This window comes from Streptomyces sp. GD-15H (assembly GCF_045291515.1).
Lineage (GTDB): Bacteria > Actinomycetota > Actinomycetes > Streptomycetales > Streptomycetaceae > Streptomyces.
Genome location: NZ_CP149447.1, coordinates 5746976 through 5767036 on the forward strand (window position 1 = coordinate 5746976; position 20061 = coordinate 5767036).

15 protein-coding genes are annotated in these 20061 nt (G+C 69.6%); 14 read left to right on the forward strand and 1 reads right to left on the reverse strand.

Annotation, left to right across the window (positions count from 1 at the left end):
- Nucleotides 1-269 precede the first annotated feature (269 nt).
- From WJ438_RS27145 to clpX, 3 genes are all read left to right on the forward strand, one after another.
- Complete coding sequence (locus tag WJ438_RS27145; protein ID WP_406729824.1) at nt 270-878, forward strand: ATP-dependent Clp protease proteolytic subunit; 609 nt, start codon at nt 270-272, stop codon at nt 876-878.
- A gap of 114 nt (nt 879-992) precedes the next feature.
- Nucleotides 993-1673 (forward strand): ATP-dependent Clp protease proteolytic subunit, encoded by a 681-nt coding sequence (locus tag WJ438_RS27150; RefSeq protein ID WP_406727546.1) that lies wholly within the window; start codon nt 993-995, stop codon nt 1671-1673.
- A gap of 188 nt (nt 1674-1861) precedes the next feature.
- Nucleotides 1862-3148: an ATP-dependent Clp protease ATP-binding subunit ClpX gene (gene clpX, locus WJ438_RS27155; protein WP_406727547.1), complete on the forward strand. Its 1287-nt coding sequence runs from the start codon at nt 1862-1864 to the stop codon at nt 3146-3148.
- A gap of 79 nt (nt 3149-3227) precedes the next feature.
- On the opposite strand, the gene WJ438_RS27160 is transcribed toward clpX, so the two are convergent.
- Nucleotides 3228-4178 carry a hypothetical protein gene (locus WJ438_RS27160; protein ID WP_406727548.1) on the reverse strand — a complete coding sequence of 317 codons (951 nt, stop codon included), beginning with the start codon at nt 4176-4178 and terminating at the stop codon, nt 3228-3230.
- Nucleotides 4179-4316: 138 nt separating this feature from the next.
- Between WJ438_RS27160 and WJ438_RS27165 the strand changes: the two genes are divergently transcribed.
- The 11 genes from WJ438_RS27165 (at nt 4317) to WJ438_RS27215 (ending at nt 20020) form a co-directional block, all read left to right on the forward strand.
- On the forward strand, nt 4317-6941 hold the full coding sequence (locus WJ438_RS27165) for a valine--tRNA ligase (RefSeq protein WP_406727549.1): 2625 nt from the start codon (nt 4317-4319) through the stop codon (nt 6939-6941).
- Nucleotides 6942-7107: 166 nt separating this feature from the next.
- The gene (locus tag WJ438_RS27170; RefSeq protein ID WP_406729825.1) at nt 7108-8565 is read left to right on the forward strand and encodes a bifunctional folylpolyglutamate synthase/dihydrofolate synthase; all 1458 of its coding nucleotides are present in this window, start codon (nt 7108-7110) and stop codon (nt 8563-8565) included.
- A gap of 6 nt (nt 8566-8571) precedes the next feature.
- On the forward strand, nt 8572-8922 hold the full coding sequence (locus WJ438_RS27175; RefSeq protein WP_406727550.1) for a DUF4233 domain-containing protein: 351 nt from the start codon (nt 8572-8574) through the stop codon (nt 8920-8922).
- A 75-nt stretch (nt 8923-8997) separates the two neighbouring features.
- Nucleotides 8998-9411, forward strand: coding sequence for a nucleoside-diphosphate kinase (gene ndk / locus WJ438_RS27180; protein WP_388441714.1), 414 nt, complete (start codon nt 8998-9000; stop codon nt 9409-9411).
- A gap of 319 nt (nt 9412-9730) precedes the next feature.
- The gene (locus WJ438_RS27185) at nt 9731-10750 is read left to right on the forward strand and encodes a rod shape-determining protein (protein ID WP_202277820.1); all 1020 of its coding nucleotides are present in this window, start codon (nt 9731-9733) and stop codon (nt 10748-10750) included.
- Between the two features lie 247 nt (nt 10751-10997).
- Complete coding sequence (gene mreC, locus WJ438_RS27190) at nt 10998-11939, forward strand: rod shape-determining protein MreC (protein WP_406727551.1); 942 nt, start codon at nt 10998-11000, stop codon at nt 11937-11939.
- A 13-nt stretch (nt 11940-11952) separates the two neighbouring features.
- Nucleotides 11953-12618: a rod shape-determining protein MreD gene (mreD, locus tag WJ438_RS27195; RefSeq protein ID WP_406727552.1), complete on the forward strand. Its 666-nt coding sequence runs from the start codon at nt 11953-11955 to the stop codon at nt 12616-12618.
- Nucleotides 12619-12707: 89 nt separating this feature from the next.
- A complete protein-coding gene (gene mrdA / locus WJ438_RS27200) occupies nt 12708-15041 on the forward strand; it encodes a penicillin-binding protein 2 (RefSeq protein ID WP_406727553.1) in 2334 nt (777 codons plus the stop codon).
- On the forward strand, nt 15038-16240 hold the full coding sequence (gene rodA, locus WJ438_RS27205) for a rod shape-determining protein RodA (RefSeq protein ID WP_406727554.1): 1203 nt from the start codon (nt 15038-15040) through the stop codon (nt 16238-16240). The genes mrdA and rodA overlap by 4 nt, the downstream gene beginning before the upstream one ends.
- A 97-nt stretch (nt 16241-16337) precedes the next feature.
- Nucleotides 16338-17894, forward strand: a complete 1557-nt coding sequence (locus WJ438_RS27210) for a CHAD domain-containing protein (RefSeq protein ID WP_406727555.1) — start codon at nt 16338-16340, stop codon at nt 17892-17894.
- 152 nt (nt 17895-18046) lie between these two features.
- Nucleotides 18047-20020, forward strand: coding sequence for a TIGR03960 family B12-binding radical SAM protein (locus WJ438_RS27215; RefSeq protein WP_406727556.1), 1974 nt, complete (start codon nt 18047-18049; stop codon nt 20018-20020).
- Nucleotides 20021-20061 lie beyond the last annotated feature (41 nt).

The window sequence follows — 20061 nt, forward strand, 5'->3', positions numbered from 1 at the left end:
GCCGGGGCCCGTCTGCCGTACGGCCGTGCGGCCCGCCACCGGCCGTGCCGCGCGTGGTGCGAGGAGCCCGTCCCACCCGGTGGAGCACCCTGCGCTCACAGCGAACACCCCCCGCTGCGGGATTCCCCGAAGGAGCCCGCGCGTTAGGGTCCATGAATACGAGGGCAGGGGAGTCCGCGAGTACGGCCGGACGGCCCCACACCCCGGCAGAACACGTAAGACGGCCCGGCGCCGTCGTAAGACGAGCAGGTGGATACGTGACGAATCTGATGCCTTCAGCCGCCGGCGAGCCTTCCATCGGTGGTGGCCTCGGCGACCAGGTCTACAACCGGCTGCTCAACGAGCGGATCATCTTCCTCGGCCAGCCGGTCGACGACGACATCGCCAACAAGATCACCGCACAGCTGCTGCTCCTTGCCGCCGATCCGGACAAGGACATCTACCTCTACATCAACAGCCCCGGCGGCTCGATCACCGCCGGCATGGCGATCTACGACACCATGCAGTTCATCAAGAACGACGTGGTGACCATCGCCATGGGCCTCGCGGCCTCGATGGGTCAGTTCCTGCTCAGCGCGGGCACGCCCGGCAAGCGCTTCGCGCTGCCGAACGCCGAGATTTTGATCCACCAGCCCTCCGCCAGCCTGGCCGGCTCGGCCTCGGACATCAAGATCCACGCCGAGCGGCTGCTGCACACCAAGAGGCGCATGGCCGAGCTCACCGCGCAGCACACCGGCCAGACGGTCGAGCAGGTCACCCGCGACTCGGACCGCGACCGCTGGTTCGACGCCTTCGAGGCCAAGGGGTACGGCCTCATCGACGACGTCATCCCCACGGCCGCGGGCATGCCGGGCGGCGGCGGCACCGGGGCGGCCTGAGCGGCCCACGGGAGCCCCACAGCCCCGTAGGACCCCCATCGGACCCGCCCCAGGGTCCGATGGCAGCCCCAGCAGCCCCCGGCCGACCGCCTCAGCCCCTTTCCAGGAGACACCGTGAACGACTTCCCCGGCAGCGGCCTGTACGACCGCACCCGTGCCGAGTACACCGGCCCCGCGGCCGAGTCCCGCTACGTCATCCCGCGCTTCGTCGAGCGCACCTCCCAGGGCATCCGCGAGTACGACCCGTACGCGAAGCTCTTCGAGGAGCGCGTGATCTTCCTCGGCGTGCAGATCGACGACGCCTCCGCCAACGACGTCATGGCTCAGCTGCTGTGCCTGGAGTCGATGGACCCCGACCGGGACATCTCGGTCTACATCAACAGCCCCGGCGGCTCCTTCACCGCGCTCACGGCGATCTACGACACCATGCAGTACGTGAAGCCCGACGTCCAGACGGTCTGCATGGGCCAGGCGGCCTCCGCCGCCGCCGTCCTGCTCGCCGCCGGTACGCCCGGCAAGCGCATGGCGCTGCCGAACGCCCGCGTACTGATCCACCAGCCGTACAGCGAGACCGGCCGCGGCCAGGTCTCCGACCTGGAGATCGCCGCCAACGAGATCCTCCGGATGCGTTCACAGCTGGAGGAGATGCTGGCCAAGCACTCCACCACGCCGGTCGAGAAGATCCGCGAGGACATCGAGCGGGACAAGATCCTCACGGCCGAGGACGCGCTGAGCTACGGTCTGATCGACCAGATCATCACCACCCGGAAGATGGACAACGCCAGCCTGCGCTGACGCGTGAGGCCCGGGAGGCTGTATTGTCTGCGCCCCTTGGCATGGTCACGGACGGTCCACGTCGAAGTGAACCGTGCCAAGGGGGACCCGAACGGGGGGCCCGGCAAGGTACCGTCGGACATAAGGCAGCACCAGGAGTCGCTGGACGTTGACGTTCAGGTGGCTCCCAGGCGAAGGGGAAGCACACCGTGGCACGCATCGGTGACGGCGGCGATCTGCTCAAGTGCTCGTTCTGCGGCAAGAGCCAGAAGCAGGTCAAGAAGCTCATCGCAGGGCCCGGTGTGTACATCTGCGACGAGTGCATCGATCTCTGCAACGAGATCATCGAGGAAGAGCTCGCCGAGAGCAGTGAGGTCCGCTGGGAGGAACTGCCCAAGCCCCGCGAGATCTACGAGTTCCTCGAGGGGTACGTGGTCGGCCAGGAACCGGCGAAGAAAGCCCTCTCCGTCGCGGTGTACAACCACTACAAGCGGGTCCAGGCGGGGGAGAACGGCGGCGCCCAGGGCCGCGAGGACGCCATCGAGTTGGCGAAGTCCAACATCCTGCTGCTGGGGCCCACCGGCTCCGGCAAGACCCTCCTCGCCCAGACCCTCGCCCGCATGCTGAACGTCCCGTTCGCGATCGCGGACGCCACGGCGCTGACCGAGGCGGGGTACGTCGGCGAGGACGTCGAGAACATCCTGCTCAAGCTGATCCAGGCCGCCGACTACGACGTCAAGAAGGCCGAGACCGGCATCATCTACATCGACGAGATCGACAAGGTCGCCCGCAAGAGCGAGAACCCGTCGATCACGCGCGACGTGAGCGGCGAGGGCGTCCAGCAGGCCCTGCTGAAGATCCTCGAGGGCACCACGGCGTCCGTCCCCCCGCAGGGCGGCCGCAAGCACCCGCACCAGGAGTTCATCCAGATCGACACGACGAACGTCCTGTTCATCGTGGGCGGTGCCTTCGCCGGCCTGGAGAAGATCATCGAGGGCCGCGCGGGAGCCAAGGGCATCGGCTTCGGCGCGACCATCCGCTCCAAGCGGGAACTGGAGTCCAAGGACCAGTTCGAGCAGGTCATGCCGGAGGACCTGGTCAAGTTCGGCATGATCCCCGAGTTCATCGGCCGGCTCCCGGTGATCACCTCGGTCCACAACCTCGACCGCGAGGCCCTGCTGCAGATCCTGGTCGAGCCGCGCAACGCGCTCGTCAAGCAGTACCAGCGCCTCTTCGAACTCGACGGCGTCGAGCTGGACTTCGAGCGCGAGGCGCTGGAAGCCATCGCCGATCAGGCCATCCTCCGTCAGACCGGTGCCCGCGGCCTGCGCGCCATCATGGAGGAAGTCCTCCAGGGCGTCATGTACGAGGTCCCGTCCCGCAAGGACGTCGCCCGCGTGGTCATCACCGCGGACGTGGTCCTCTCCAACGTCAACCCGACCCTGATCCCGCGCGACGCCCGCGGCCGCGGATCGGGCGAGCAGAAGACGGCGTAGTCCGTCCTGGCGGCAACAGCCGTTCCCCGCACACGTGAAGGGCCCCGGTCGAGTGACCGGGGCCCTTCAGTCGCTCCGTCTACGCGGGGACGCGCACGTCGTTGCGGAGCTTCGTGGTGATGTCCGCGGCGGCGTCCTTCGTGATGTCCATGGTGTTGTCACCGGGGGAGACCACCGCCACCGTGCTGTAGTCCGCCCAGATGCAGAACCAGTTGGTGGTGTCCTTCTTGGTGAGGTTGTTCTTGCCCTTGCCCGCCTGGCACTTCATGACCGCACCGTCGAGGTCGACCGCCTCGGGCTCGCCCACCAGCTCGGACATGAGCTCGTTGCTCGAGCTCTTGTCGGTCTCCTTCTTGATGCTGGCGAAGAGCTTGTCCACGGCCGCCTCGGGGTCCTCGACCTCGCCGTAGGCGCCGATGAACGTCACGCCCTTCGCCTTGAGCAGCTCGTCCTGGCCGGGCATGTCGGCCGGGTCGGGATCCTTGGGGTCGTACCGGCTGAAGTCGGCCGTCGAGTAGGAGGCGCCCACCGACTTGCCGTTCTTCACGCCGCCCTTGGCCAGGTCCTCGGTGGTGCTGGAGCTCGAGTCCTCGCCGCCCTCACCGACCCGCGTGTACTCGCCCATCACCTTCTCCGGCGCCGAGAGCTTGTGCGGGCCGTCGTCCACGACGCCGCCCGCGCCGCCTCCGCCGATCACGAAGTACGCGCCGACACCGATCGCCACCACGACCGCCACCGCGCCGATGATCCAGCCGGCCTTCTTGGAGCCGCCACCGGGCGCCGGGGGCTGCGGCGCGCCGTACGGGGCCTGGCCGTACGGGGGCTGGCCGTACGGGGGCTGCTGGGGCGGGACGCCCTGGCCGGGCTGCTGGGGGTAGCCGTAGCCGGGCTGGCCGGGCGGGGGACCCTGCTGGGGGTAGCCGTAGCCGGGCTGCGGAGCCTGCGGCTGCTGGCCGTAGGGACCCGGCTGACCGTACGGTCCGGGCTGCTGGGGCTGCCCGCCGTACGGGCCCGGCTGGTTGTGGCTCATCTTCTGGGTTCCCCTCCAGATGTTTACGTGTCGTTGACATCCTGGCTCAGAGGGGACGCGATCAGGCCATCGGGGGGTGCACCGTTACAAAGGAATCGCGTTTCGGGACTGGGCCGTGACACCCGTAAACTGACGCTCGTGACCGAGAACACTCAGCAGCCGCAGCCAGCGTCCACCCCCGAACTGCCGACCCAGTACGCGCCGGCCGACGTAGAGGGGCCGCTGTACGAGCGCTGGGTGGAGCGGGGCTACTTCGAGGCCGACGCGAAGAGCGACAAGCCCCCGTACACCGTCGTCATCCCCCCGCCGAACGTCACGGGCAGCCTGCACCTCGGGCACGCCTTCGAGCACACCCTCATCGACGCCCTGACCCGCCGCAAGCGCATGCAGGGCCACGAGACGCTGTGGCAGCCCGGCATGGACCACGCCGGCATCGCCACGCAGAACGTCGTCGAGCGGGAACTCGCCAAGGAGGGCAAGTCCCGGCACGACCTCGGCCGGGAGGCCTTCGTCGAGCGGGTCTGGCAGTGGAAGGGCGAGTCCGGCGGGCAGATCAGCGGGCAGATGCGTCGCCTCGGCGACGGCGTCGCCTGGTCGCGTGAGCGCTTCACCATGGACGAGGGGCTGTCCCAGGCCGTCCAGACCATCTTCAAGCGGCTCTACGACGACGAGCTGATCTACCGCGCCGAGCGCATCATCAACTGGTGCCCGCGCTGCCTGACCGCGATCTCCGACATCGAGGTCGAGTACCAGGACGACGACGGCGAACTCGTCTCCATGAAGTACGGCGACGGGGACGACACCATCGTCGTCGCCACCACCCGCGCCGAGACCATGCTCGGTGACACGGCCGTCGCCGTCCACCCCGACGACGAGCGGTACAAGCACCTGGTCGGCAAGCTCATCAAGCTGCCGCTGACCGACCGCTCCATCCCGGTCGTCGCCGACGAGCACGTCGACCCCGAGTTCGGCACCGGCGCCGTCAAGGTGACCCCGGCGCACGACCCGAACGACTTCGAGATCGGGCAGCGGCACAACCTGCCCGCCATCACGGTCATGGACGAGCACGCGGTCATCACCGCCCACGGCCCCTTCCAGGGCCAGGACCGGCTCGAGGCCCGCTCCGCCATCGTCGGCGCGCTGCGCGCCGAGGGCAGGATCGTCGCCGAGAAGCGGCCGTACGTCCACAGCGTCGGCCACTGCTCGCGCTGCAAGACGACCATCGAGCCGCGGCTGTCCATGCAGTGGTGGGTCAAGGTCGGCCCGCTGGCGAAGGCCGCCGGTGACGCCGTCCGCGACGGCCGCGTCACCATCCACCCGCAGGAGATGGAGAAGCGGTACTTCGACTGGGTCGACAACCTCCACGACTGGTGCATCTCACGCCAGCTGTGGTGGGGCCACCGCATCCCCGTCTGGTACGGGCCGGACGGCGAGGTCGTCTGCGTCGGTCCGGACGACGAGGTCCCGACCGGCGAGGGCTGGCACCAGGACACCGACGTCCTCGACACCTGGTTCTCCTCCGGCCTGTGGCCGTTCTCCACCCTCGGCTGGCCCGAACAGACCGAGAGCCTCGCGAAGTTCTACCCGAACTCCGTCCTGGTCACCGGCTACGACATCCTCTTCTTCTGGGTCGCCCGGATGATGATGTTCGGCCTGTACGCGATGGACGGCACCCCGCCGTTCCACACCATCGCCCTGCACGGCATGGTCCGCGACCAGTTCGGCAAGAAGATGTCGAAGTCCTTCGGCAACGCGGTCAACCCGCTGGACTGGATGGACAAGTACGGCTCGGACGCGCTCCGCTTCACCCTCGCGCGCGGCGCCAACCCGGGCGTCGACGTGCCGATCGGCGAGGACTGGGTCCAGGGCTCGCGCAACTTCGCCAACAAGATCTGGAACGCCACCCGCTTCGCGCTGATGAACGGCGCCACGGTCGAGGGCCCGCTGCCGGACGCGTCGAAGCTGTCGTCGACCGACCGCTGGATCCTGTCCCGGCTGAACTCCGTCGTCGCCGAAGTCGACGCGTTCTACGACGACTTCCAGTTCGCCAAGCTGTCCGACGCGCTGTTCCACTTCGCCTGGGACGAGGTCTTCGACTGGTACGTCGAACTGTCCAAGACGACGTTCCAGGCGGGCGGCGAACCGGCCGAGGTGAGCAAGCGGGTCCTGGGCGAGGTCCTCGACGTCACGCTGCGGCTGCTGCACCCGGTGGTCCCGTTCGTCACCGAGACCCTGTGGACCACCCTCACGGGCGGCGAGTCGGTCGTCATCGCCGACTGGCCCAAGGACAGCGCCTTCCGGGACGCCGACGCCGAGCGGGAGATCGAGACCCTCCAGTCGGTCATCACCGAGGTCCGCCGCTTCCGCGCCGACCAGGGCCTGCAGCCCGGCCAGCGGGTCCCCGCCCGGCTGTCCCTCGACGGCTCGGCCCTCGTCCCGCACGAGGCGGCGATCCGGCAGCTGCTCCGGCTGCAGCCGGAGGGCGACGCGTTCACCGCGACGGCGACCCTGCCGGTCGCGGGCGTCGAGGTCGCCCTGGACCTGTCCGGGGTGATCGACTTCGCGGCGGAGCGCAAGCGCCTCGCCAAGGACCTGGCCGCCGCGCAGAAGGAGCGTCAGCAGGCGGAGGCCAAGCTGGGCAACGAGGCGTTCCTGGCGAAGGCCCCCGACCACGTGGTCGGCAAGATCCGTACGCGGCTGGCCAAGGCGGACGAGGACATCGCCCGCATCCAGGCCCAGCTGGACCGGCTGCCCCCGGCGTGACCGCGGACGGCGACCGACGGCCCCCGGAACCTGAGCACGGCTCCGGGGTCGTCGGCTGCTGGGGGAGGGGAAGCGGGCCGGGTACGTAGACTGGCCTCGTGAGTGAGCCCCCCCGAATGACAGTGAGCAGCCCGGCTCCGGTGACCCCCTCGACTCCTTCGAGGAGATCATCGCCGCCGAGACCGACCGAGACCCCGACCTCGCGGTGATCAAGGCCGGCAGCCGTACCCTGCGCACGCAGGGCGGCCCGCCGCACGCCGAGGTGCCCGCGCGGCCGGCCGACCCCGAGGTCGACAGGGCGCTGCGGGAGGTCGAGGGGGAGCTGGCGTCCCGCTGGGGCGAGACCAAGCTGGAGCCCTCGGTCAGCCGTATCGCCGCGCTGATGGACGTGCTGGGCGAGCCGCAGCGCGCGTACCCCTCGATCCACATCACCGGCACCAACGGCAAGACGTCCACCGCCCGCATGATCGAGATCCTCCTCGGCGCCTTCGAACTGCGCACGGGCCGGTACACCTCGCCGCACGTCCAGTCGGTCACCGAGCGGCTCAGCCTCGACGGGGCGCCGATCTCCGCCGAGCGGTTCGTGGAGACGTACCGGGACATCAAGCCGTACATCGAGATGGTCGACTCCCAGCAGGAGTACCGGCTGTCCTTCTTCGAGGTACTCACGGGCATGGCGTACGCGGCCTTCGCCGACGCGCCGGTGGACGTCGCCGTCGTCGAGGTCGGCATGGGCGGCACCTGGGACGCCACCAACGTGATCGACGGGAGCGTCGCCGTCGTGACGCCCATAGACCTCGACCACACCGACCGGCTCGGCGCCACGCCCGCCGAGATCGCCACCGAGAAGGCCGGCGTCATCAAGCCGGACGCGACGGTGATCATGGCCCAGCAGCCGGTCGACGCGGCCCAGGTGCTGCTGAAGAAGGCCGTCGAGGTCGACGCGACGGTGGCCCGGGAAGGGCTCGAGTTCGGCGTCGTCGCCCGGCAGGTCGCCGTCGGCGGCCAGCAGGTGACCCTGCGCGGCCTCGGCGGGGAGTACCCCGAGCTGTATCTGCCGCTGCACGGCGCCCACCAGGCGCACAACGCGGCCGTGGCGCTCGCCGCCGTGGAGGCGTTCTTCGGCGTCGGCGCCCAGCGTGCCGAACCGCTCGACATCGACACCGTGCGCAAGGCGTTCGCCACCGTCGCCTCGCCGGGCAGGCTGGAGGTCGTACGTCGCTCACCCACCGTCGTGCTGGACGCCGCCCACAACCCGGCGGGCGCGCGGGCCACGGCCGCGGCGATCGGGGAGGCGTTCCAGTTCAGCCGGCTCATCGGCGTGGTCGGTGCCAGCGGTGACAAGAACGTGCGCGGGCTGCTCGAGGCCTTCGAGCCGGTCTTCGCCGAGGTCGTCGTCACCCAGAACTCCAGCCACCGCGCGATGGACGCCGACGAGCTGGCGGGGATCGCCGTCGAGGTGTTCGGCGAGGACCGCGTCCAGGTCGAGCCCCGGCTGCCCGACGCGCTGGAGGCCGCGATCACGCTGGCCGAGGAGGAGGGCGAGTTCACCGGCGGCGGTGTGCTCGTCACCGGTTCCGTCATCACCGTCGGCGAGGCCCGACTGCTCTTGGGGAAGGGCTGAGAAACCGTGCGTACACTCTGCGCTTCGACCCTGATCGGCGAGGTCTTCGTCATCGGCTTCGCCGGACTGGTCGCGATGAAGGACCCGGACCTTTCCGTCACCACCGTGTGGACGGTCTGCGGCATCGCCATGTTCCTGTGCGTGGCGCTCTGCGGGATGATCACCCGGCCCGGCGGCGTCGCCCTCGGCTGGGCCCTGCAGCTCGCCCTGATCGCCTCCGGCGTCTTCGTCCCGATGATGTTCTTCCTGGGAGTGCTGTTCGCGGTGCTGTGGTGGGCCTCGGTGCACTACGGGCGGAAGATCGACGAGGCGAAGGCCCGGTTCGCCGCCATGGCGGACCATCCTGACACTGCGTGACGGGCGCGACGCCACGCCCGGTAACCTTCACAGAACCGCTCACCACCCTCGCCCCGAAACCCAAGGAGCTCCGCCGTGACCCAGCGCACCCTCGTCCTCCTCAAGCCCGACGCCGTCCGTCGTGGCCTGACCGGCGAGATCATCAGCCGCATCGAGCGCAAGGCCGGCTGGCAGCTCACCGCGCTGGAGCTGCGCACCCTGGACCAGGACACGCTGGAACAGCACTACGGCGAGCACAAGGGCAAGCCTTTTTACGAGCCGCTGATGGAGTTCATGGCCTCCGGCCCCGTCGTGGCGATGATCGTCGAGGGTGAGCGGGTCATCGAGGGAGTGCGCCAACTCGCCGGTCCGACCGACCCGGTCGCCGCGGCCCCCGGGTCGATCCGCGGTGACTTCGGCGTGATCGTCCGGGAGAACCTGATCCACGCCTCCGACTCCGAGGAGTCCGCCGAGCGCGAGGTGAAGATCTTCTTCCCCGGACGCGTGTGACGGCTCGTCCACCAGGGCCGCGCATAACAATCGCATAGCGGCCGTGCGCTGCGCTTTTGGCCGTCCGGCGGCTGGTCTGGGGGCTTTGCCCCCAGACCTTTTTGACACATGCGCGGCGTTCGGGGGAACGAGTGCCCCCGTTGGCCCGTCTCCACAAGCAACCGGACCCGCCATCTGATGACAATGGCGAAGACCCTCGCGCAGTGTTCGCGAAGGCGCGTCTACGATGGAAGCCTTCGCGTCACCGCACCCACCACGCCGACCTGAAAAGCCCTCAAAAGCCAGTGGGAAGGCCAGACGAATCCTCATGGGGAACTCTATGTCGTTCATCGGCCGTGACATGGCTGTCGACCTCGGGACCGCCAACACGCTGGTGTACGTCAGGGGTCGCGGAATCGTACTCAACGAGCCGTCCGTCGTCGCGATCAACACCAATACCGGTGGCATCCTCGCGGTCGGGGCCGAAGCGAAGAAGATGATCGGGCGCACCCCCGGCAACATCGTTGCCGTACGTCCGCTGAAGGACGGCGTCATCGCCGACTTCGAGATCACCGAGCGGATGCTCCGCTACTTCATCCTGAAGATCCACAAGCGGCGGTACCTGGCCCGTCCGCGGGTCGTCGTCTGTGTCCCCTCGGGCATCACCGGCGTCGAGCGCCGTGCCGTCATCGAGGCGTCGTCCCAGGCCGGCGCCCGGCAGGTGCACATCATCGAGGAGCCCATGGCCGCCGCCATCGGCTCCGGCCTGCCGGTCCACGAGGCCACGGGCAACATGGTGGTGGACATCGGCGGCGGCACCACGGAGGTCGCGGTCATCTCTCTCGGCGGCATCGTCACCGCCCAGTCCATCCGGGTCGCGGGCGACGAACTGGACAACGCGATCATCCAGCACATCAAGAAGGAGTACTCCCTCCTGCTGGGTGAACGCTCGGCCGAGCAGATCAAGCTCACGATCGGTTCGGCGTACGATCTCGACTCCGACGAACACACCGAGATCCGCGGCCGGGACCTGGTCTCCGGGCTGCCCAAGACCGTGGTCATCTCCGCCGAAGAAGTGCGCAAGGCGATCGAGGAGCCCGTCAACGCCATTGTGGACGCCGTCAAGACCACCCTGGACAAGTGCCCGCCGGAGCTGTCCGGCGACATCATGGACCGGGGCATCGTGCTGACCGGCGGCGGAGCGCTGCTGCGCGGTCTGGACGAGCGGCTGCGCCGCGAGACGGGCATGCCCATCCACATCGCCGAGGACCCGCTGGACAGCGTGGCGCTCGGCTCCGGAAAGTGCGTCGAGGAGTTCGAGGCGCTCCAGCAGGTGCTGGACGCCCAGCCGCGCAGATGACGCGACTCTTCGATTCCGCCGTACGGGACGATCTCCTCTCGTACGGCGGATCGTTGATATAGAGACATAAACTGCCCCCCGTAGTTCCCATATCCATGGATCGTCAGATCCGCAGTTCCCGTAATTCCCGACAGTTTCCGACCACTTCGATCGGCCCGACGAGCCCGACGACCCGTCACCGCTCCACCACGCCCATCACCCCCGTTTTCGCTACCCGTTCTCGACGAGGAAGGCACGGCCGCCGCACGTGAGGGACACACGAGAGAGCCGGCTGCTCCTGGTGCTGCTGATCACCACCGCTTTCGCACTGATCACGGTGGACATCCGCGGCGGAGAGGATTCACCGGTCGACGGTGCCCGGCAGGCCGCGGCGACGGTCTTCGGCCCGATCGAGAACGGAGTGGCCGGCGCGGTCGACCCGATCGGCAACGCCGTCTCCGCGGTCCGCGACTCCGGCGACCGGCACGACCGGCTCGCCGAACTGGAGCGGGAGAACGCCGCGCTCAAGACCGAACTCGGCAGCGACGAACGCAACCGCAGTAGAGCCGAGCAACTCGACAAGTTGCTGAAGGTCGCCGGCCAGGGCCAGTACGGCATCAAGGGCGCCCAGGTCATCGCCGTAGGAGCGGCCCAGGGCTTCTCCTGGACCATCACCATCGACGTCGGCGCCAACGACGGCGTCAAGCGCGACATGACCGTCCTCAACGGCGACGGGCTCGTCGGCCGGGTCACCACCGTCGGCCCGAACACCGCCACCGTGCTGCTCGCCAACGACCCCGACTTCACCGTGGGCACCCGTATGGAGGCCGGCGACGAACTTGGCTTCGCCTCCGGCCAGGGCGACCGGCCCCTGCGCGTCGAACTCCTCAACGGCAAGGCCGAGATCAAGAAGGGCGACCGGTTGGTCACCTTCGGCTCACAGGCCGACAAGCCGTTCGTGCCCGGGGTTCCCGTCGGCACCGTCTCCCGCGTCGACCCCTCCGGCGGCGACCTCACCCGAACCCTCTACGTCACGCCGTTCGTCGGCTTCACCAAGCTCGACGTCGTCGGTGTGGTCGTCCAAGCCCCCGAGAAGGACCCGCGCGACACGGTGCTGCCCAAGAAGCCGAAGCCCACGCCCACGCCGACCGTCACGGTGACCGTCACCCCGTCCGCCCCGGCCGGCGGCCAGGACCAGCAAGAGCAGTAGGAGCTGTCACCCCATGCGCGTCAACCGGATCCTGCTCTCCAGCTCACTGGTCGCCGTGGCCCTGGTGGTCCAGGTGAGCGTCCTCGCCCGCCTCCATCTCCCGGGCGCCGTCCCCGACCTGCTCCTCCTCACGGTCCTCGGCCTCGCCCTGGTCTACGGCCATGTCGGCGGCTCCCTCGTCGGCTTCGCCGCCGGCCTCCTCGCCGACCTGGCTCCGCCCGCCGACCACGCCGTCGGCCGCTACGCCCTGGTGCTGTGCCTCGTCGGCTACCTCGCCGGGCTGGTCAAGCCCGAGAACGGCCAGGTGAGATCGGCGACCGGCCCGATGGCCGTGGTGGTCGCCGCGGCCATCGGCACCACTCTGCTCTACGCCGGTGTCGGCGCCCTCGTCGGCGACACCGCGGCCCGCAATGTTGGCCTCGGCGGACTGCTCTTCAGCGCGGCCCTGTACGACCTGCTGCTCGCCCCGTTCGTCGTCCCCGGGGTCATGGCCCTGGCCCGGCGCGCCGAGAACGATCCACTCGCCGAGAACAGTTCCGCCAAGTCCGGGGACATCGCCTCCGGCTGGAGCTCCGGCGGCACCGGGTTGCGCATCGGCGCCCAGCGGGGCCTCCGGGTGAAGGCGGCGCGGGCACGGGTGGCGCGGGCCGGCCGCATCAAGGGGGTAAAGCGCCTGTGACCTCGCAGAACCTCACCGAGGGGGAGGAAGCCGCGTGACCAATTCCCACCCGTCTCCCACCACCACCCTCAACGGAACGGGCTGCGCCCATGAGTAACATCCCCGAGACCGGGCGCAGTACACGGGTCCAGATCCGGCTCGTCGTCATCCAGGTCCTCGTCCTCTCCCTCCTCGGCACCCTGGGCGGGCGCCTGTGGTACCTCCAGATCCGCGAGGGCGCCGAGTACGCCAAGGAGGCCTCCGGCAACCACGTGCAGCAGGTCGTCCAGCCCGCGGTCCGCGGCTCCATCCTGGACGCCCGCGGAGTGGCCCTCGCCGACAACGAGACCCGGCTGGTCGTCTCCGCCTCCCGCACCGAACTCCTGAAGATGCCGGACGACGGCAAGGCCGTCCTCACCAAGCTCGCCGGTGTCCTCGGCATGCCCGCCGGCGAGGTCATGGAGAAGGTCCGGCTGTGTGACGCCAAGACCCCGCAGCCCTGCTGGAACGGCTCGCCGTACCAGCCCATCCCCCTCACCGACGAGGCCACCGCCAAGCAGGCCCTGCAGATCCGCGAGCGTGCCGAGGACTTCCCCGGCATCAGCGCCGAGCCCCAGGCCGTACGCCGGTACGCGGCCCCCGGGCAGGCCAACGCCGCTCAGGTCCTCGGCTACCTCTCGCCCGTCACCGACGAGGAACTCCAGGAGGCCCAGGACACCGACTCGCCGTACCTGCGCTCCGACCAGGTCGGCCGCTCCGGCCTCGAGCGCCAGTACGACAAGGAGCTGCGCGGCAAGGCCGGGGTCACCCGCTACGAGGTCGACAACCTCGGCCGCGTCATCGGCGAGGCCCAGGCCGACCCCGCCCAGCCCGGCGCCAACCTCGTCACCAGCATCGACGCCCGCGTCCAGCGAGTCGCCGAGTACGAGCTGAACGAGGCGATGAAGGCCGCCCGCAAGGAGATGGACCGCAACACCAACCGCCTCTACGAGGCCGACTCCGGGGCCGTCGTCGTCATGGAGGCCAAGACCGGCCGCGTCGTCGCCATGGCCTCCAACCCGGCCTACGACCCCAACGCCTGGGTAGGCGGCATCTCCGGCAAGGACTACGCCAAGCTCACCGGCAAGAAGTCCAACTACCCGCTGCTGAACCGCGCCATCCAGGGCGTGTCGGCACCCGGCTCCATCTTCAAGGTCATCCCGACGGCCGCCGCGATCAACGCCGGCCACTCCTTCGAAGGCCCCTACGAGTGCTCCAGCTCGTACTCCATCGGCGGCCAGGTCTTCAAGAACTTCGAATCCCAGAGCCACGGCGCGATCAGCCTCGGCCGTGCCCTCGAGGTCTCCTGCGACACCGTCTTCTACCGGCTCTCCCACGAGGAGTGGAAGCGCGACGGCGGCAACAAGCCGAAGAAGAACGCCAAGGACTGGTTCTACAAGACCTCCCACCAGTTCGGCCTCGGTGCGCTGACCGGCATCGACCTGCCCAACGAGGTCCCCGGCCGCGTCCCCGACCGCCAGTGGAAGGCCGACTACTGGAAGGCCAACAAGGACGCCTGGTGCAAGTCGGGCAAGAAGGACGGCAGCTACGTCGAGCGCATCGCCTACGAGAACTGCCTCGAGGGCAACCGACTGCGCGCCGGTGACTCCGTCAACTACTCCATCGGCCAGGGCGACACCCTCGTCACCCCCATCCAGATGGCCACCGTCTACGCGGCCCTCGCCAACGGCGGCACCCTCTACACCCCCACCGTCGGCAAGGCCGTCATCAGCCCCGACGGCAAGCGGGTCACGGAGATCGAGCCCGAGGCGCACGGCAAGCTGCCGATGACGAAGAAGACCCTCAACGCCGTAGACGGAGCCCTCGAGGGAGTCGCCACCCGCGGTACGGCCGCCTGGCGGTTCGGCGGCTGGCCGCAGGACGAGATCCCGATGCACGCCAAGACCGGTACCGCCGAGGTCCACGGCAAGCAGACCACCTCGTGGTTCGCGACCTACACCAAGGACTACTCGATCGTCATGACGATCTCCCAGGGCGGCACCGGGTCCGGCGCCTCGGGCCCCGCCGTACGCAATATCTACAACGCGCTGTACGGCGTCTCCCCGGACGGCGACATCGACGAGAAGAAGGCACTGCTGCCCACCCCGCAGAAGACGCTGCCCAAGGTCAGGCCGGACGGCACCATCGCCCCCCCGAAGATCTCCAAGGACCCGGCCAAGGACATGCGGGCCACCGAGGAGGCCGAGAGCGAGGAGACCGGGACCGAGGAGACCGAAACGGCGCCCGACGGCCAGGAACAGGGCGCGACCGTGAACACGCCCCCGCCCGCCAACCGCGACACCCGCCGCCGAGACGCACGACGGGGCGGCGCGCGACGGAACGGCAGAGCAGGGCGGAGCGCCGGCCGGGCGCGCCGCGCGGCAGGCCGGAGGTCGGCGACATGACCGGCGGAGTCAACAGCTTCCACGTCTCCGGCTACGGACCCGAGCGGGCCGGCTGGACGCGGCTCCTCGCCCGCGACTCCCCGGCCCGGCGCCTCGACTGGCCGATACTGCTGTCGGCGATCGCCCTGTCGCTGCTCGGCTCCCTCCTGGTCTACTCGGCGACCCGCAACCGCACCGAGCTCAACCAGGGCGACCCGTACTACTTCCTGGTCCGGCACTGGCTGAACACCGGCATCGGTCTGACCCTGATGATCGCCATGCTCTGGCTCGGCCACCGCGCCCTGCGCACCGCCGTACCGATCCTCTACGGCGCCTCGGTCTTCCTGATCCTGCTGGTGCTCACCCCGCTGGGCTCCACCATCAACGGCGCCCACTCCTGGATCAAGCTCGGCGGAGGCTTCTCGCTCCAGCCCTCGGAGTTCGTCAAGCTCACCATCATCCTGGGCATGGCGGTGCTGCTCGCGGCCCGGGTCGACGCCGGCGACAAGCCCTACCCCGACCACCGCACGGTCCTCCAGGCCCTGGGACTGGCCGCCGTACCCATGCTGATCGTGATGCTGATGCCCGACCTCGGCTCGGTCATGGTCATGGTCGTCATCGTGCTCGGCGTGCTGCTCGCCTCCGGCGCCTCCAACCGGTGGGTCTTCGGCCTGATCGGCGCCGGCGCCATCGGCGCCATCACCGTCTGGCAGCTCGGAGTCCTCGACGAGTACCAGATCAACCGCTTCGCCGCCTTCGCCAACCCCGAACTCGACCCCGCCGGCGTCGGCTACAACACCAACCAGGCCCGCATCGCCATCGGCTCCGGCGGTCTCACCGGCTCCGGCCTCTTCGAAGGCTCCCAGACCACCGGCCAGTTCGTGCCCGAGCAGCAGACCGACTTCGTCTTCACCGTCGCAGGGGAGGAACTCGGCTTCGTCGGCGGCGGACTCATCATCGTCCTGCTCGGCGTCATCCTGTGGCGCGCCTGCCGCATCGCCCGCGACACCACCGACCTGTACGGCACCATCGTCGCCGCCGGCATCGTCGCCTGGTTCGCCTTCCAGTCCTTCGAGAACATCGGCATGACCCTCGGCATCATGCCGGTCACCGGACTGCCCCTGCCGTTCGTGTCCTACGGCGGCTCGTCGATGTTCGCGGTGTGGCTGGCCGTGGGCCTCCTGCAGTCGATCAGACTGCAACGCCCGCTGTCCGCGTGACCGCGGGCGTATCCGCCGGCACGGCCGGTGCGGAGCGGCTCCCGCCGTTCCGCACCGGCCGTGACTAGATCCAGGTCATGGCGGATAGGTTCAGGTCATGGCGGACACCACACGCGAAATCGAGCGAAAGTACGAGTCCGGCGACAGCGGACTCCCCGACCTGACCGGCGTCCCCGGCGTGGCATCCCTCGTCGACAAGGGCGTCGTCCACCTCGACGCCACCTACTACGACACCGCCGACCAACGCCTCGCCGCCGCCTCCCTCACCCTGCGACGCCGCACCGGCGGCTCCGACGCCGGCTGGCACCTGAAGTTCCCCGTCGCCCCCGGAGTGCGCGACGAGATCCACGCCCCGCTCTCCGACACCGTCCCGGAGGACCTCGCCCGGCTCGTCCGCTCCCGCGTCCGAGACAGGGAACTCGGGCCCGTGGTCCGGCTGCGCTCCGAACGCCACGTACGCCACCTCCTCGACACCGCCAGGCTCCTCGCCGAGATCAGCGTCGACGCCGTGCACGCCGAGCGCCGCACCGGCGACGGCGGGACCGCCCAGTGGACCGAGATCGAGGTCGAACTCGCCGACCACGGCGATCCCGCCTTCCTCGACAAGGTCGACAAACGGCTCCGCAAGGCGGGCCTGCGCCCGTCGAAGTCGCCCTCCAAGCTGGCACGGGCCCTCGCCGAGACGGCACCCCCCACGCACACGCCCCAGGCCGCCCCCGCGCCCGCGGCCGCCCCGGCCGCGGCACCGAAGCAGAAGCACCGCAGCCGCCCGGTCGGGAAACCCGTCACCGCCGGCGACCACGTCCTCGCCTACGTCCGCGCCCAGCGGGACGCCCTCGTCGAACTCGACCCCGCCGTACGCCAGGACGTACCCGACTCCGTGCACCGCATGCGGGTCGCCACCCGCCGCCTGCGCAGCACCTTCCGCTCCTTCCGGTCCGTCCTGGACCGGGAGGCCACCGACCCGATCGGCGTCGACCTGAAATGGCTGGCCACCCAGCTCGGCCTGGACCGCGACCAGGAAGTACTCGCCGAGCACCTGATGTCGGCCCTGGACGAACTGCCCGAGACCCTCGTCTTCGGCCCCGTCCGCGACCGGCTGACGGCCTGGTCCGAGACCGGCCACCGCGGAGCCCACGGCAAGGTCACCGCCGTCCTCGACTCCCGCCGCTACCTCACCCTGCTCGACACCCTCGACGCCCTGCTGGCCGACCCGCCCCTGCGGAAGAAGGCCGCGGCCACACCGGGCAAGGTGCTCGCCAAGGCCGTGAGCAAGGACCTCGACAAGCTGTCCGGCCTCGTCACCCAGGCCCTGGACCTCCCGCCCGGCCACGAGCGCGACCTCGCCCTGCACGAGGCCCGCAAGAAGACCAAACGCACCCGTTACGCCGCCGAGGCCGCCGGCCCGGCCCTCAAGGCTCCCGCCGAGGACCTGGTCAAAAGCATGAAGTCCCTCCAGGGCCTGCTCGGCGACCACCAGGACAGCGTCATGGCCCGCCAGGCCCTGCGCGAACTCGCCGCCGTCGCCCACGCGGCGGGGGAGAGCGCCTTCCCGTACGGGGTGCTGTACGGACGCGAGGAGCGGCGCGCGGAGATCACCGAGAACGCCCTCCCGGAAGCCTGGAGGTCGATCAGGAACACCGCCGCCTTCTGAAGCCCCCACCGCTCTCGCCCCCTCCCGCCGGCTCCCCCACTCCCGCCCTTTCCGCCGGTCGGGGTGCCCGCCCGGCCGGGTTAGGCTGGATGGTCACCCCGCCCCCAGCCTCCGGCCGGGGGACCCCCAGCCAGCACACGAAGGTTCCCGAGATGCCTGCCGAAGCCGCCGTGGCCGCCGAGTCTGTGTTCCCGCAGCTCGAAGCGCTGCTCCCGCATGTGCAGAAGCCGATCCAGTACGTCGGCGGAGAGCTCAACTCCACGGTCAAGCCTTGGGACAGCTGTGACGTCCGCTGGGCCCTCATGTACCCCGACGCGTACGAGGTCGGACTGCCCAACCAGGGCGTCATGATCCTCTACGAGGTACTCAACGAGCAGGCCGGCGTCCTCGCCGAGCGCACCTACAGCGTCTGGCCGGACCTGGAGGAACTGATGCGGGAGCACGCCGTCCCGCAGTTCACGGTCGACAGCCACCGCCCGGTCAAGGCCTTCGACGTGTTCGGCCTGAGCTTCTCCACCGAGCTCGGCTACACCAACATGCTCACCGCCCTGGACCTGTCCGGCATCCCGCTCGAGGCCAAGGACCGCGGCCCGGACGACCCGATCGTCATGGCCGGCGGCCACGCCGCCTTCAACCCCGAGCCGATCGCCGACTTCATCGACTGCGCCGTCATCGGCGACGGCGAGCAGGCCGTCCTGGAGGTCACCCGGATCATCCGCGCCTGGAAGGAGGAGGGCCGCCCCGGCGGCCGCGAGGAACTCCTCTTCCGCCTGGCCCGGACCGGCGGCGTGTACGTCCCCGGTTTCTACGACGTCGAGTACCTCCCCGACGGCCGGATCGCCCGCGTCGTACCGAACAAGTCGGGCGTCCCGTGGCGCGTCTCCAAACACACGGTCATGGACCTCGACGAGTGGCCCTACCCCAAGCAGCCCCTCGTCCCGCTCGCCGAGACGGTCCACGAACGCATGTCCGTGGAGATCTTCCGCGGCTGCACCCGCGGCTGCCGCTTCTGCCAGGCCGGCATGATCACCCGCCCGGTGCGCGAGCGCTCCATCACGGGCATCGGCGACATGGTCGAGAAGGGCCTCAAGGCCACCGGCTTCGAAGAGGTCGGCCTCCTCTCCCTCTCCTCCGCCGACCACTCGGAGATCGGCGACATCGCCAAGGGCCTCGCCGACCGCTACGAAGAGGACAAGATCGGCCTCTCGCTCCCCTCCACCCGCGTCGACGCCTTCAACGTCGACCTGGCCAACGAACTGACCCGCAACGGCCGCCGCTCCGGCCTCACCTTCGCCCCCGAGGGCGGCTCGGAGCGCCTGCGCAAGGTCATCAACAAGATGGTCTCCGAGGACGACCTGATCAGGACCGTCGCCACGGCCTACGGCAACGGCTGGCGCCAGGTGAAGCTCTACTTCATGTGCGGCCTGCCCACCGAGACCGACGACGACGTCCTCCAGATCGCCGACATGGCGATGAACGTCATCCAGAAGGGCCGCGAGGTCTCCGGCTCCGGCGACATCCGCTGCACGGTCTCCATCGGCGGCTTCGTCCCCAAGCCGCACACCCCCTTCCAGTGGGCCCCGCAGCTGTCGGCCGAGGAGACGGACGCACGCCTGACCAAGCTGCGCGACAAGATCCGCGGTGACAAGAAGTACGGCCGCTCCATCGGCTTCCGCTACCACGACGGCAAGCCCGGCATCGTCGAGGGCCTCCTCTCCCGCGGCGACCGCCGCGTCGGCGCGGTCGTCCGCGCGGTCTACGAGGACGGCGGCCGCTTCGACGGCTGGCGCGAGCACTTCTCCTACGACCGCTGGATGAGCTGCGCCGACAAGGCCCTGGCGGAGTTCGGCGTGGACGTCGACTGGTACACCACCCGCGAACGCTCCTACGAGGAGGTCCTCCCCTGGGACCACCTCGACTCCGGCCTGGACAAGGAGTGGCTCTGGGAGGACTGGCAGGACGCCCTCGACGAGACAGAGGTCGAGGACTGCCGCTGGACCCCGTGCTACGACTGCGGGGTGTGTCCTCAGATGGACACCAGCATTCAGATCGGACCGACCGGCAAGAAGCTGCTGCCCCTGACGGTGAAGAACACGGCGTCCGCTCCCCGTGGTGCGACGTCCTGAGCCGTTGTCCTGAGACGTTCGGTGGGCCCACTCCGGAACAC

Excerpts from the sequence above, each read along its gene's own strand:
- WJ438_RS27160 (WP_406727548.1), bottom strand. The coding sequence starts at position 4,178 with ATGAGCCACAACCAGCCGGGCCCGTACGGCGGGCAGCCCCAGCAGCCC.
- mreD (WP_406727552.1), top strand. The coding sequence starts at position 11,953 with ATGCGCGTCAACCGGATCCTGCTCTCCAGCTCACTGGTCGCCGTGGCC.
- WJ438_RS27210 (WP_406727555.1), top strand. The coding sequence starts at position 16,338 with ATGGCGGACACCACACGCGAAATCGAGCGAAAGTACGAGTCCGGCGAC.
- mrdA (WP_406727553.1), top strand. The coding sequence starts at position 12,708 with ATGAGTAACATCCCCGAGACCGGGCGCAGTACACGGGTCCAGATCCGG.
- WJ438_RS27185 (WP_202277820.1), top strand. The coding sequence starts at position 9,731 with ATGTCGTTCATCGGCCGTGACATGGCTGTCGACCTCGGGACCGCCAAC.
- rodA (WP_406727554.1), top strand. The coding sequence starts at position 15,038 with ATGACCGGCGGAGTCAACAGCTTCCACGTCTCCGGCTACGGACCCGAG.
- WJ438_RS27145 (WP_406729824.1), top strand. The coding sequence starts at position 270 with ATGCCTTCAGCCGCCGGCGAGCCTTCCATCGGTGGTGGCCTCGGCGAC.
- WJ438_RS27215 (WP_406727556.1), top strand. The coding sequence starts at position 18,047 with ATGCCTGCCGAAGCCGCCGTGGCCGCCGAGTCTGTGTTCCCGCAGCTC.